The 13,163-nt window shown below is 63.4% G+C and carries 11 protein-coding genes; 5 read left to right on the top strand and 6 right to left on the bottom strand.

The window, feature by feature from the left end; translation table 11 throughout:
* Nucleotides 1-7 precede the first annotated feature (7 nt).
* Together N8A98_RS20960 and N8A98_RS20955 are read left to right on the top strand one after the other, a co-directional pair.
* Nucleotides 8-1,015, top strand: a complete 1,008-nt coding sequence (locus tag N8A98_RS20960; protein WP_113120613.1) for a CorA family divalent cation transporter — start codon at nt 8-10, stop codon at nt 1,013-1,015.
* A 528-nt stretch (nt 1,016-1,543) separates the two neighbouring features.
* Complete coding sequence (locus N8A98_RS20955; protein ID WP_262168241.1) at nt 1,544-2,356, top strand: tetratricopeptide repeat protein; 813 nt, start codon at nt 1,544-1,546, stop codon at nt 2,354-2,356.
* A 153-nt stretch (nt 2,357-2,509) separates the two neighbouring features.
* Here the strand turns inward: N8A98_RS20955 and N8A98_RS20950 are convergent, their stop codons facing one another.
* The 6 genes from N8A98_RS20950 to N8A98_RS20925 all read right to left on the bottom strand — a co-directional run bounded on the left by N8A98_RS20950 (nt 2,510) and on the right by N8A98_RS20925 (nt 7,660).
* Entirely contained in the window at nt 2,510-3,589 is a 1,080-nt protein-coding gene (locus N8A98_RS20950; protein WP_262168240.1) for a glycosyltransferase family protein, read from the bottom strand.
* A gap of 362 nt (nt 3,590-3,951) precedes the next feature.
* Nucleotides 3,952-4,161, bottom strand: coding sequence for a hypothetical protein (locus N8A98_RS20945; protein ID WP_262168239.1), 210 nt, complete (start codon nt 4,159-4,161; stop codon nt 3,952-3,954).
* A gap of 11 nt (nt 4,162-4,172) precedes the next feature.
* On the bottom strand, nt 4,173-4,952 hold the full coding sequence (gene xth / locus N8A98_RS20940; protein ID WP_262168238.1) for an exodeoxyribonuclease III: 780 nt from the start codon (nt 4,950-4,952) through the stop codon (nt 4,173-4,175).
* A gap of 26 nt (nt 4,953-4,978) precedes the next feature.
* Nucleotides 4,979-6,088, bottom strand: a complete 1,110-nt coding sequence (locus N8A98_RS20935) for a serine hydrolase domain-containing protein (RefSeq protein WP_262168236.1) — start codon at nt 6,086-6,088, stop codon at nt 4,979-4,981.
* A 49-nt stretch (nt 6,089-6,137) separates the two neighbouring features.
* Nucleotides 6,138-7,256: a serine hydrolase domain-containing protein gene (locus N8A98_RS20930; protein ID WP_262168235.1), complete on the bottom strand. Its 1,119-nt coding sequence runs from the start codon at nt 7,254-7,256 to the stop codon at nt 6,138-6,140.
* A gap of 53 nt (nt 7,257-7,309) precedes the next feature.
* A complete protein-coding gene (locus N8A98_RS20925; RefSeq protein ID WP_262168233.1) occupies nt 7,310-7,660 on the bottom strand; it encodes a HesB/IscA family protein in 351 nt (116 codons plus the stop codon).
* Between the two features lie 86 nt (nt 7,661-7,746).
* On the opposite strand from N8A98_RS20925, the gene N8A98_RS20920 reads away from it, so the two are divergent.
* From N8A98_RS20920 to N8A98_RS20910, 3 genes are all read left to right on the top strand, one after another.
* A complete protein-coding gene (locus N8A98_RS20920) occupies nt 7,747-8,940 on the top strand; it encodes a deoxyguanosinetriphosphate triphosphohydrolase (RefSeq protein WP_262168232.1) in 1,194 nt (397 codons plus the stop codon).
* 30 nt (nt 8,941-8,970) lie between these two features.
* Nucleotides 8,971-10,716: an arginine--tRNA ligase gene (gene argS / locus N8A98_RS20915; RefSeq protein WP_262168230.1), complete on the top strand. Its 1,746-nt coding sequence runs from the start codon at nt 8,971-8,973 to the stop codon at nt 10,714-10,716.
* A 550-nt stretch (nt 10,717-11,266) separates the two neighbouring features.
* A complete protein-coding gene (locus N8A98_RS20910) occupies nt 11,267-13,075 on the top strand; it encodes an SPOR domain-containing protein (RefSeq protein ID WP_262168229.1) in 1,809 nt (602 codons plus the stop codon).
* Nucleotides 13,076-13,163: the final 88 nt, after the last annotated feature.

The raw sequence follows: 13,163 nt of genomic DNA, 5'->3' as shown, positions 1-13,163 counted from the left end.
AACCGCCATGGATGATATCCCGCGCCAGCCGCCCGCCCGCTCCGTGTTCAACGGCATGGTGGGCGTTGGCGCGCTCCTGGTGTTCGATGGCAAGGGCGGCGTTACTCGCCACGAGCCCTCGGCGACGGCACCCGCCGTGCCGCTACGCGGCTTCAAGCTCATCGTGGGCAATTCCAAATCGCCCGAATTCAAGGTCTGGCTGCGCGAGGAGTTGGGCGCCTTCAACGCCGACCTGCTGACCGCTCCCAGCACCCGCGCCCGCTGCACGGTGATGGAGGACAAGGCCCTGGTCATGCTCCGCGTCGCCCGTCCCGGCGCCGCCCCCGACGATGTCGGTCGCCAATTGCTCACCCTCTGGATCGAGAAGGGCCGCGTCATCATCGCGACCGAGCTCAACATTCTCGATTTCCTCGGGCTGCCCCGTTGGGAGCAGTCCCACCACGCGCCGGTCTCGCCCGCCGATCTGGTTGCCCGCCTGGGCCTGCGGGCCGCGGACAGGCTCGAGCCGCTGATCGAAATGCTGGGCGATGGCCTCGACGAGATCGAGGAAGCCCTGATCCTCAAGAATCACACCAAGGCCCAGGACAATCTCGAACATCTGCGCCGCACGCTGATCAATTTCCGCCGCCTGGTCTGGCCGCAACGCGACGTGCTCAACACGCTCGAAATCGAAGACCTGTCCTTCTTCACCGCCAAGGATCGCCTGCGCCTGCGCGAAGCCTCGGCCCGCTCCGCCCGCATGGGCGATGAGCTACAGGCCCTGTCCGAACGCGCCGTCCTCGTGCACGAACAGATGATCGATGATCGCGCCGAGCAGATGAACCGCATCATGCTGGTCCTCGCCGCCGTCACCGTGGTCTTCATGCCGCTGACCTTGATCACCGGGGCCTTGGGCATGAACGTCTCCGGCATTCCCTTTGCCGATCACGACAGCGCCTTCTGGCTCGTCTGCCTCGGGCTTGTGGCCCTTGCCCTCGGCATCATCTGGTGGATGCGCGGCCGTCACTGGCTCTAGCCTGCGACAAAATGTGACGATTCAGCAACAGCGTCGGCGATTCACTTGGCGCGGTGGCCTCGTCAACACTTTCGCGATGTTTCCCGCCACAATCTCACCCTAAACGAGACGGCATAGGCATCTGGGGGCGGATGGTCTGTGGCGATGGCGCGTCAGCGCACGCTTCTACATTCCTCCCCCATGCCGGAACCGGCAGCCGTCTATTTGTGGTCCTGACAGTAAAAGAGTCAGGAAACACAAGCAGTTTGAGCCGGGGAGGGTGAGACTTTGGACGTGATTGACCCAGCAGCGACAATTCCTGCCGAGTTTCGGCAAGCCAAGCGCCGAGTTGTGATCGGCACGGCTGGAATCCGGTCACAAACTGGGTTTACCAAAACATTAACGCCTGCTTTCCACGCCGCCTCGCGCGGCAGAAACTGGCTGAAACCAACAAGGGACGCCGCCGGCCGGTCTGGCGCGCCCATCATGAGCCCGGATTTCCGGGCCGCACAAGCGACGCCCGCCTGCTTGACTGCAGGCAAAAGGAGTATGATGCGGACTATTAGGGATACCTCCCTGATCTCCGTTGCGACGGCACTGACGCTCGCCTTGGCGATGTCGATCACGCCCGCGCACGCGCAGACCGCGGCCGATGCCGCGCTGGATATGGCCAATATGCTCGATGGGGCAGGCGGTGGCGTGTCCGGCGCTGCCCTGCTCGCCGCCCTCGAAAACGCCGCCGAAGCCGGCCAGCCCATGGCCATGTGGCAGCTCGGCACCATGTATGAAAATGGCGAAGGCGTCGCCAAGGACCCTGCCAAGGCGTTTGGCTATTTCGCCCAGATTGCCAACGAACATGCCGACGCGGCGCCGCGCGGCGTCGAATCCGACATTGTGGCCCAGTCCTTCGTCAAAGTCGGTGATTACTACAAGGAAGGCTTGCCCGACGCTGGCATACCCGCCGATGCCGAGCGCTCGCACGCTCTGCTGCTGCACGCCGCCACCTATTTCGGCGATGCCGATGCCCAATATCGCGTCGGCCTGCTTTACCTCAATGCCGATGAGCTGGGCGTCAATCCGCTGCAAAGCGCACGCTGGTTCTCACTGGCTGCCCGCAAGGGCCATTGCCCCGCCCAGGCCCAGCTTGGCCGCCTGCTGTTCAACGGCGTCGAAGGCATCGAAGCCCAGCCCATCGAGGGCCTGATGTGGCTCAACCTAGCCCAGCAGCGCTGCACCGGCACCGCCGATGCCGCCTGGATCAACGACCTGATCAACCAGGCCAATTCCATCGCTACGCCCGAGCAGCAAGGCGAAGCCACCAAACTCGCCACCAGCATCGCCCCCCAATTCGCGGGCTTCTAAAGTCGAGCAAGGCGGCTGGCATCATCGATGCCGCTGCCACCTCTACGGCGCCGCTCCACGATATCACTCCACCAACCCACAGTGTCATTCCCGCGAAAGCGGGAACCTCTGTTTAGCGACAGCGGAACATGGCCGCTCTTGGTTGGGTATGAATTAGATGACCTCGAACAGGCCCTGTAGAGCCTTGGCAGCCGCCGCGGCCGAATGATCTTGCCTAAATTTCTCAAGGACCACCTCTGTCGGCGCCGTCGCTTGAGAAACCGCCGCTACCAGCTCCGCTCCGCCAAGCTCTCCCGCATAGGATTGGACCGCCGCTCCCAGGACATCACCTAGTTCTAATATCCCCGGGATAGGCCTTGCCAGGATCGGCGTGCCGCGTTCAGCCGCCAGGATTGCGACGCCCGAATTCTCGCCGCCCTTATATGGCAGCACCAGCAGATCCAGCGCCGCCAGGGCCGTGACCAATTCCTGGTCGCTCGCGCGCCTGTCGATGTGAACCAGCATCCGACCCCGTTCCGCCACACGCGCTGCACACGCCTTGATACTGGCGACAAGCCCCGCTTCCTGCGCTTTCCCCGCCAATAAGCCATCCAGTTCACCACCCTCGGCAGCGCCGAAGGCGACCAGGAAATCGTCGATCCCCTTATATGATTTGAGATCGCCAACCATGCCGACGATCTTCCGCCCGGCCGGCAGCCCCAGCGCCAATCGCGCCACCTCCTTGCTCGGGGAGGGGGGATAGTGGTCGCCATAAAGCGGGTGCCGCATGATGACATAGGGCAATTTCTCCAGGCCCGGATGCTGCTCGATGCTCGGCGCCCTGGACCCCTTGGTCAAAAACACCACGCCAGCCAGAAGCCGCACCACAAGCCGCATATAGGCGCGTTCAATCCTTGGCCGAACGCTGTCATGGCTCGTTGAATTATGCGCAATCCAGACGATCTTTGCGCCACGCAGTCTTTGTATGATCAGGGTCAGCAATTGAAAAAAGGACCGCCTGATAGCGATCCCCCACTTTTGCTGGGTGGCCGCTTCCGGCCAGTTTATGAGGACTACGTCGGCTCTGCCAAACACGCCTTGGGCGTGGCTGGGATCAGTCACGGTATAGCCAAGATCCTCCAGCGCATCAGACAATATGGCGTTGAAGGGATTTATCTTTGTATTGGACCGAGCCGGATAAGCGTAAATAACCACGGATAACCCTTGAATGGCGCGAAGAGTAACGCCCCTCAAGAAAGCCCTGAATTGTGTCTTAGTCTAGCCCGCTATATATATGATTTCCGCTGGAACGTGCCGGCTGCTTGCCATGTCCTTCGACACTCTTGGTCTGGACCGCGCTCAATGCTGCGCCAAGCTCAGGGCGAGGTCTACAGAAAAACCGGCCTTAAAGTAGACCTTATGGTGAGCCCGTCGAACCACGAGGTCGCGGCACAATGCCCCCGCCCACAATGTCACTCCGGCGCAGGCCGGAATCCAGCCGAAGCCTCTCCTCCCCACCGCATCTCCCTCGGGCTCGACCCGAGGGCCGCTCCCAACACGGCACAAGCGGCGGACGATCCTCGACTGCGCGAACCTCCAACGCTGCCGAAGGCCCCTCACTCCGCCGACTTGATCACCAACGCCGCAGTCTCCGCCGACAGCGCCTTCACAGCCTTCTCCGTCTCCGCCGGCAAATCGGCAAAACTACAGCCATACGGCACCGGCAGGGACAGGCGCTTATCCGCCTCATCGTCCCACACCAACTGCACGTAGGACTTTTTTCCGCGCAGATCGTGATTGAGCCCGACAATCGTTGCCGTCGCCATAGCCGCCTCCTCTAAAAGCTGAACTGCCCTTCCACCGGCACGTGATCGCTCGGCTTGTCCCAGCCGCGCACGTCCTTGTGTATCGTCACCCCGTCCAGCCGGTCGGCCGCCTGTGCGGACAGCATCAGGTGATCGATGCGAATGCCTGCATTGCGCCGCCATGCGCCCGCCTGGAAATCCCAGAACGTATAGGCCGGCTCGGCCGTGGTCGCCCGCAATGCGTCGGTCAGGCCCAGATTGGTCAGCGTACGGAATCGCGCCAGGCTTTCCGGGCGATACAACGCATCGCCCCACCACGCCTGCGGATCATGCGCATCGATCGGCGCAGGAATGAGGTTGAAGTCGCCCAGCAGCACGAAGGGCTCTTCCAGCGCCAGCCGATCTTCGACAAAGCTGGTCAGCCGGTCCATCCAGGCGAGCTTATAGGGGAATTTCTCGGAATCGACCGGGTTGCCGTTGGGCAGGTAGATATTGCACACCCGGATCGCCTCGGTCTCCACCGAGAACACGCCCTCGATCAGCCGCGCCTGTTCATCCGAATCGTCGCCCGGCAGCCCGCGCGTCACCTCGTCGAACTTGATCAGCGACAGGATGGCCACGCCATTCCAGCTCTTCTGGCCATGCGTTTCCACATTATAGCCCAGCGCCTCGATCTCGGCCCGCGGAAAGCCCTTATCGACCGTCTTGATTTCCTGCAGGCACACAATGTCCGGCTTTTCCTGCGCCAGCCAGGTCAGCAGGATTTCCAGCCGCGCCTTGATGCCATTGATGTTCCAGGTCGCAATGCGCATGGCGCTCTCCTTCTGTGTGCGTGCTGTTATTGCACGAAATCGGCATAGACCGCATTGCGCACATTGGTCGGGAATTTGCCCGTGCAGCCTTCCAGCGCCGTATTGCTGATCGACAGAATCACCAGTTCATTGGTCGGGTCCACCAGCCAAGAATGGCCGTAAACCCCGCCCCAATTATAGGTGCCGATGGCCGATGGTGTCTCCGCCGCCACCGGATCATCCACGATCGCGCTGAGATAACCAAACCGCTGCCCCTTGGCGTCGCGCGGCAGGTCCCCGATCTGGTTGCGTGTTGCCAGCGCCACGGTCTCCGGCCGCAAAATCCCCTGGCCGCCCAGCCGCAACGCCTCAAACAGCTTCAGCAAATCGCTGGGCGTTCCCGCCATGCCCGCACCGCCCGATTGGAATGCCTTCTCGTTGAAAATGCGGATCGGCGAAAACAGCACCCCATCGCCATTTTCTCCGATCACCACATGGGTGTCTTCCATCGGCACCGGCTCGTGCGTGTCATCGGCATAGGCCCGGGCGAGGCGGGCGCGGTCGGCCACGAAGAACCCCGTTTCGCTCATGCCCAAAGGCCCAGTGACATAGGCGCGCACCGCGTCCTCCAGCATGCCGCCATGCACCTTGGCCAACACGGCCCCAAGCACGTCGATGGCAAACGAATAGCTCCACGCCGTGCCCGGCTTGAACAGCAGCTTTTGTTGGGCCACACGCGTCAGATTGGCCTCGTGATCAAGGTCCGTATTGCCCAGTCCCGTCGTGATCGCCGGATCGTCAGGATAACCGTAGGCCAGTCCCGCAGTATGCGTCAGCAAATGGTGTAGCGTGATCTCGGCAATCGAGCCATCATCCAGCCGTGGCCGAAAATAGGGCAAATAGCGATCCACCCGGTCGCTCAGCTTGAGCAGCCCCTTATCCATCATCGCCAAGGCCGTGGTCGCCACAATCGGCTTGGTCACCGAAGCCAGCCGGTAGATCGCGTTTTCCGGCATGGCGATACCAGCTTCGCGATCAAAATACCCGGCCGCGCGCCGATAGATCACCTTGCCCGCCTTGGCGACCAATATCTCGGCCCCGACAATGGATTTCTGCGCAATGGCATCGTCGATAACGCGGTCGACTGAATAAGACATGGCTGTTCTCAAAAGGGGCAAAACGAATGGGCTGGAGCCGGGCGGGCAATCATTTCAGCCCGGCATACACAGCGTCGCGCACCTCATCCTTGAACGGCCCGTCGCAGCCTTCAAGCCCGGTATTGGACATCGACACCACCGATAGCCCATTCTCCGGATCGACAAACCAATTGTGCCCGTAAATGCCGCCCCAGCGATTGGTCCCCCGCGCCGCCGGCGATTGCGCCAGTTTCGGATCATCCAGCCAGGCGCCGAAATAGCTGAATTTCCAGCCCGGCGTCTGCGAAAAAGCCAGTTGCGGCGTCTGGTCGGCAAATCCCTCCCGCAGCGTTTCCGGCTTCAGGATCGGGCCGCCACCCGTTCGCAGCGCTTCCAGCAGCGCCATGAAATCCGGCCCCGTGCCCGCCATGCCGCCACCGCCCGATTGAAATGCCTTGGCATCAAATATCCGGCCGGGATCAAACGTCGTCACCCCGCCAAACATGTTCGGCACTCTATGCGGATCGCTCATCAACACCGCGCCACCCGGGCTATCCGCATAGGCCGCTGCCAGCCGCGCCTTGTCCGTCACGCCGTACCGCGTATCACCCATGCCCAGCGGATCGGTCACATAGCGCCGCGTCGCATCCTCCAGCGTGCCACCCACGAGCTTACCAGCAATGAAGCCCAGCACATCAATGGATGGCCCATAGGACCACGCCGTGCCGGGCGCAAATAGCAAGGGCAGGGCGCCAATCCGCGCCATAATCTCCTCGCCCCCCAAATGCCAGCGATTGACCCCAGCGGCCTGCTCATCCGCACTCAATATCTGCGCTGAGTTCAGCCCAGACGTATGCGTCAACAGATTATGGATGGTGATCTCAGGCAGGCTGCCATCAGCCAAAGCCGGCTTGAACTCGGGCAAATGCGCCGTCACCAGATCATCCAGCTTCAGCTTGCCCGCATCCACCAGCGCCAGCACCGTCGCCGCAATCACCGGCTTGGTCAGCGACGACAGCCGAAAAATCGCGTCGAGCGCCATCGCCCGCCCGGCTTCCCGGTCGGCAAATCCTTGTGCTTTTTCGTAGACTACCTTGCCGTCCTTGCGGACAATCAGCACCGAACCGACAATGCGCTTTTCCGCGATTGCCCGTGCAACCGTTTGATCCAGACGCTGTTCGATATCCATGCCGATTCCTCCAATTTTGGAGGACGTTAGCCGGGCATTATCGGAAGGGGAAGCTAAACGGCGAAACTCGTGCCGCAGCCGCAGGAGGCCACAGCGTTCGGGTTGCGAATCTCGAAAGCCTGGCCGATCAGGCTGTCCACGAAGTCGATTTCCGATCCGCCCATGAATTCCAGACTCATCGAATCGATCAGCACCACCGCGTCGCCCTTTTGCAGAACGATATCGTCGCTGGCCGCCTTTTCCTGTACGAGGTTGTATTCATACTGAAATCCGGAGCAACCACCGCCCGCCACCGAAATGCGCAACACCGTGCCTTCGGGCTCTTTGGCAAGAATGCGCGACACGCGCTTGGCGGCGCGATCGGTCAGCACGACTTGGGTGGGGGCAACCATAGCTTCGGTCATTTGCAATCCATGCCGTTCGTAATGTCATAACGGTCAGGCTAAAATAGTAACTCTTGCCGAGAATGAAAAGGGGCTTGTGATCACCGATGAGCGAAACCGCGCCCTACGCATCCAAGCCCGAACTCACCTTGGGCCGCCTCTACGGCACCGGCCCCAGTCCCACCCGCTCCGAATTCCAGCGCGATCGCGACCGCATCATCCATTCCACCGCCTTCCGCCGCCTGCAGCACAAGACGCAGGTGTTCCTCCATCACGAAGGCCGCCACTTCCGCAACCGGCTGACCCACACGCTCGAAGTCAGCCAGATGGCCCGCTCCCTGGCCCGCGCCCTGCTTCTCGATGAAGACCTCGCCGAAGCCGTCGCGCTCAGCCACGATCTGGGCCACACGCCGTTCGGCCACGCCGGCGAACGCGCGCTGCATGCGGTCATGGGCCCCTTTGGCGGCTTCGATCATAATATGCAGGCCATCCGAACCGTCACCCGCCTGGAAAACCGCTATGCCGAGCATGACGGCCTCAACCTCACCTGGGAAACCCTCGAAGGCATCCTCAAGCACAATGGCCCGCTGATCCACCCCGACGGCGCCCCCTATGGCAAATACGCCCATGAAGGCCTCCCCGCCGGCCTCGACGACATCCCCGCCAGTGCCGACCTGCGCCTCTCCACCCACGCCTCGCTCGAAGCCCAGGCCGCCGCAATTGCCGACGACATCGCCTACAATGCCCACGATATCGACGACGCCCTGCGCGCCGGCCTCATCGTCCTCGATGACCTCGCTGATGTACCCCTGGCCGGCCCCGTGGTCCGCGAAGTCCTCGCCCGCTATCCCGATATCGCACCAAACCGGCAGGCCCACGAAGTCCAGCGCCGCCTCATCACCCGCTCCATCGAAGACGTCATCGCCACCACCGCCGCCAATATCGCCGCCGCTGGCGTCACCACCGTCGAAGACGTCCGCAATGCCGGCAAGACCCTACTCACCTTCTCTCCCGCCACCACCGAAGCCGAACGCGGCCTCAAGCAATTCCTCTTCGAGCGCGTCTATCGCCATGAATCGGTGATGATCCCCGTGCGCCAGAGCGAGGCCGTCGTCACTGACCTTTTCGCCCGCTACATGCAATCCCGCGATCTCCCCGGCCGCTGGGGCATTGCCGCCGCCAATGCCACCACCGACACCGCTCTCGCCCGCATTGTCGCCGATTTCATCGCCGGCATGACCGATCCCTATGCTCTCGACGAATATGCCCGGCTGTTTGACGCTCGGGTGGAATTCCGCTAACCCCGGCGCTCCGCTACTTTCAGGTTTGTCATGGACGTTTTCGCCCTTTTCGCTGCGCGCGTTTCCAACGCCCTCTCGGTTCTCTACCCCGAAGTTGGTGCCGATCTTCTGGCCCGCATCGTGGTCGAGCCGCCGCGAGATAGCGCCCATGGCGATCTCAGCACCAATGCGGCCATGGTCGTCGCCAAGCCGCTAGGCAAGAATCCGCGCGAAGTCGCCACCACCCTGGCCGAGCATTTCGGCAAGGACCCGGACGTCACCGCCGTCGAGGTCGCCGGCCCCGGTTTCATCAATTTCCGCCTCGCCACGCCCATCTGGCATCAGGTCTTGCGGTCCATCGCCCAGCAGGGCGATGATTACGGCCGCTCGACGCTAGGGCAGGGGGAAGCGGTCAATATCGAATATGTATCGGCCAATCCCACCGGCCCCATGCATGTCGGCCACACCCGCGGCGCCGTCTTCGGCGACACGCTGGCGGCGCTCATGGCCTATTCCGGCTACGAAGTGGCCCGCGAATATTACATCAACGACGCCGGCAGCCAGATCGACACGCTCGCCCGCTCCACCTTCCTGCGCTATCGCGAGGCCCTGGGCGAAACCATCGAGATTCCGCCGGGCTTCTATCCCGGCGATTACCTGATCCCAGTCGGCCAGGCGCTCAAGGAAGAGTTCGGCGATAGCCTGCTGTCCAAGCCCGAGCCCGAAGCCCTGGCCCTGGTCAAGGACCGGGTGCTGGCCGCCATGCTCGAGCTGATCAAGGCGGATCTCGCCAAGCTCAATATCCATCACGATGTATTCTTCTCCGAACGCACCCTGCACGGGCAGGGCGGCGCCATCGACACCACGCTCGATTGGCTGCGCCAGGAAGGCATGATCTATGAAGGCCGGCTTGAGCCTCCCAAGGGCAAGACCCCCGACGAATGGGAAGATCGCGAGCAGACCCTGTTCCGCGCCACCGATTATGGCGACGATGTCGATCGCCCCCTGATCAAGTCGGACGGGTCCTACACCTATTTCGCCGCCGATATCGCCTATCACCGCAACAAGTTCCTGCGCGGCTTCAAGCACATGATCAATGTGCTCGGCGCCGACCATTCCGGCTATGTCAAACGCCTGCAGGCCGCCACCAAGGCGGTCTCGCTCAATGCCGCCGATATGGATGTGCGCATCTGCCAGCTCGTCCGGCTGATGAAGAACGGCGAGCCGTTCAAAATGTCCAAGCGTTCCGGCGATTTGGTGACTTTGGCCGATGTGGTGGATGAAGTGGGTGCCGACGCCACCCGTTTCATGCTGCTGTTCCGGCGCAATGACGCGGCGATGGATTTCGACTTTGCTCTGGTCAAGGAACAGACGCGCGATAATCCGGTCTTCTATGTCCAGTATGCCCACGCTCGGGCCTATTCGATCTTTAAGACCGCCAATCGCGATCTGCCCGCCCTCGATCTGTCACCCGAAGCGCTGGCCAAGGCCGAAATCGAGCTGATCCAGACCCCCGAAGAACTCGACCTCGTGCGGGTCCTGGCCGCCTGGCCGCGCACCGTCACGGCGGCCGCCGTGGCGCATGAACCCCATCGGATCGCCTTCTACGTCCATGACCTGGCTGGCGCCTTCCATAGCTTCTGGGCAAAGGGCAAGGATGATGTATCTTTGCGGTTTGTTAACGCTGACGATCCAAAGCTGACATTGGCTCGACTCGCGCTCGTCGACGCCGTCCGTCAGGTTCTGGTGAATGGCCTAGCAATTCTAGGCGTTTCCGCCCCGACTGAGCTTTCATAATTCGGGCGCATTACTGTGATGACTCGCGGCAAAATGCCTATATTGGGCGCCGTTGCAGTAACCAAGAAGGCGCTGCTTGATGACAACAGCGAAACCGCAGCCAATGGCCGGACAATCTGACGCAGACGACCTGATCGCAGAACTCGCGAAATTGATGGCGCAGGATGCGCGCACGGATACCCCTGCGCCGTCCGCCCCTCAGCAGCCAGCCGCCCCTCAGCCCACGCCGTTCCCGGTTCGTATTCCGGGCGGCGAGTCGCCTGCCGCAGCCAGTCCAACGCCCGTGCCGCGTTTCGACTTCAATCGTCCTGCCGAAGCGCCCCCGGCGCCGCAGCCGGTTGCGCAACAGCCTGTTCCGCCGCGGCGCGAGCCTGAACAAAGCCCTGCCGCGCCAGTCGTCACGGCTAAGCCGGTCGAGACAGCAGCGCCCGCTGCTCCAGCCCCTGCCGCGCCGGCTCCCGCCGAAGCCCGGCGCGAGCCCGATGCTTTCAATTTTGACCTGGATTTCGCACCCAGGTCATCCCCGGTCAGCTCCCCCGTCAGCTCCCCCGTGCCACCGGCTCCCAAGCCCGCGCCGCAGCCGACCGTTGCCGCACCTGCTCCGGCTCCCACGCCCCCTGCCGCGCCTTCCGCGCCCACTAGCAGCGACTATGACAGCATTGCCGATCTGATCGCGGCCGAGCTGCTGGGCGATACCCAGCCCGAACCCACGCTCCCGGCTGCGTCAGTTGCGCCGGTAGTAACAGCTCCCGCGCCGCAGGCGGCCCGTCCGGCCGTCTCGGGCGGTCTTGTCGTCGACCAGGATGAGCGCCGCCAGCCCAGCTTCGACAGCCCGCAGCCCGCGCCTAAGCCGCAGGTCGACAGCTTCAAGATTCCGCCGGTGTTCGGCCTGGGCTCGCGCCCGGCAGCGCCCGCTGCCGTTGCGCCCACACCGACGCCGTCCGAGCCGCGCATCGAGGCCCCGGTTGCAGCAACGCCTGCCGCCGTCGAAAGCGCCGCTGACGATACGCTCGGCTCCGATCCGATCGATGAAATCGAAAACCTGATCGGCCGCGCCGTCCGCGTCGATTCCGATGCACCCACCCCAGCCAGGCCCGCCGAAGAGCGGCCCCTGGCCAGCCCTGCGCTACGCAGTCTTGCCACGCCCACGCTGGCGCAGCAGTCGGCCGCCCGCTCGCCACGCCCCGTTTCAGATGTCGACGAAACCATTTTGGCCGCCGCCGCCGCGACCGGCGCCGATATCGGCTGGGTCGAAACGGCAGATGCCGAAGAGGCCAAGCCCGGTAAGCGCCGGGTCAAGGCCGAACGCGCCCCGCGCGCGCCGCGCAGTTTCAACTTTTCCCGCGCGCTGGCCGGTCCGGTTGTCGCCGTCGTGCTGCTCGCGCTCGCTGGCTTTGGTCTCTATTGGGTCCTGGGCATGGGCGGGGAAAGTGGTCCGCCACCCGTACTCACGGCCGACGCCACCCCGATCAAGGAAACGCCCGCTGCCCAGCCGGCAACGGCCGCTGCCAACCAATCGGTGGTCTTCAACGAAATCGACGGCGTCCAGCCCGGTAGCGACGAGCAATTGGTCTCGCGCGATCAGGCCGACGTCAACGAAGTGACCCAGGTCGCGTCCACGCCATCCGTCAGCGAAGAAGGCCTGGCCAATCGCAAGGTCCGCACCGTCACCGTGCGTCCCGATGGCACCATTGTCAGCGGCGAGGAAACCGTTGCCGGCTCGGCCATTCTACCGGTTGACCGTCCCAATGTGCCCGCCGTCCCCGGTGCTGAAACCGCCAGCCCCGAACTGCTCGCCGCTGCCGCCCAGCCTGAACCGACGCCCACGCCGGCACCCACCCCCGTGGTCCCGCCCGTGACGCCGGTAACCCCTGGCTCCACCGTTCCGGCCGTTGATGCCGCCGGTAATCCGATCGCGGGCAAGACCACCATCGTGCCGCGCACCCGTCCGGCCAGCTTCGCTCAGCAGACGGCCTCCGCGGCTCCTGCCACCACGGTCGATGCCATCATCAACAATGCCGCCGAACCCGCCGCAACGCCCGCGCCGACCCCGGCACCCGCTGCCAGCACTGCCGCCATCCCGGCCGGCGCCACCGAAGTCGAAGCGCTGCCCAACGACGCTCCCGCCTATGTCCAGCTCGCCTCCCAGCGCAGCGAAGCCGAAGCCCGCCAGACGGCCCAGGCAATGGTCTCCCGCTTCGGCCCGCTCTTTGGCGGCGCCAATATGGAAGTCCAGCGCGTCGACCTTGGCGCCCGCGGCGTCTTCTACCGCGTCCGCGTTCCGGCCAACTCCATCCAGTCGGCCAACGACATGTGCACCCAAGTCAAAGCCGCCGGCGGCGACTGCTTCACGATGTAGTAAGGTTGGCCCCGGTCTTTAGTACCGGGGCAAAACCACGCAACGTCCGGCGCAAAGCTTGACGCTGACCAGCCCAACCGCCAAGGAT

This window comes from Devosia neptuniae (assembly GCF_025452235.1).
In the GTDB taxonomy this organism is placed as follows: Bacteria; Pseudomonadota; Alphaproteobacteria; order Rhizobiales; family Devosiaceae; genus Devosia.
This window is presented reverse-complemented; position numbering and strand designations above follow the sequence as displayed.

Coding starts and splice junctions, on each gene's coding strand:
- N8A98_RS20930 (WP_262168235.1), bottom strand. CDS start 7,256: ATGGATATCGAACAGCGTCTGGATCAAACGGTTGCACGGGCAATCGCG.
- N8A98_RS20945 (WP_262168239.1), bottom strand. CDS start 4,161: ATGGCGACGGCAACGATTGTCGGGCTCAATCACGATCTGCGCGGAAAA.
- N8A98_RS20955 (WP_262168241.1), top strand. CDS start 1,544: ATGATGCGGACTATTAGGGATACCTCCCTGATCTCCGTTGCGACGGCA.
- N8A98_RS20920 (WP_262168232.1), top strand. CDS start 7,747: ATGAGCGAAACCGCGCCCTACGCATCCAAGCCCGAACTCACCTTGGGC.
- N8A98_RS20925 (WP_262168233.1), bottom strand. CDS start 7,660: ATGACCGAAGCTATGGTTGCCCCCACCCAAGTCGTGCTGACCGATCGC.
- N8A98_RS20935 (WP_262168236.1), bottom strand. CDS start 6,088: ATGTCTTATTCAGTCGACCGCGTTATCGACGATGCCATTGCGCAGAAA.
- xth (WP_262168238.1), bottom strand. CDS start 4,952: ATGCGCATTGCGACCTGGAACATCAATGGCATCAAGGCGCGGCTGGAA.
- argS (WP_262168230.1), top strand. CDS start 8,971: ATGGACGTTTTCGCCCTTTTCGCTGCGCGCGTTTCCAACGCCCTCTCG.
- N8A98_RS20960 (WP_113120613.1), top strand. CDS start 8: ATGGATGATATCCCGCGCCAGCCGCCCGCCCGCTCCGTGTTCAACGGC.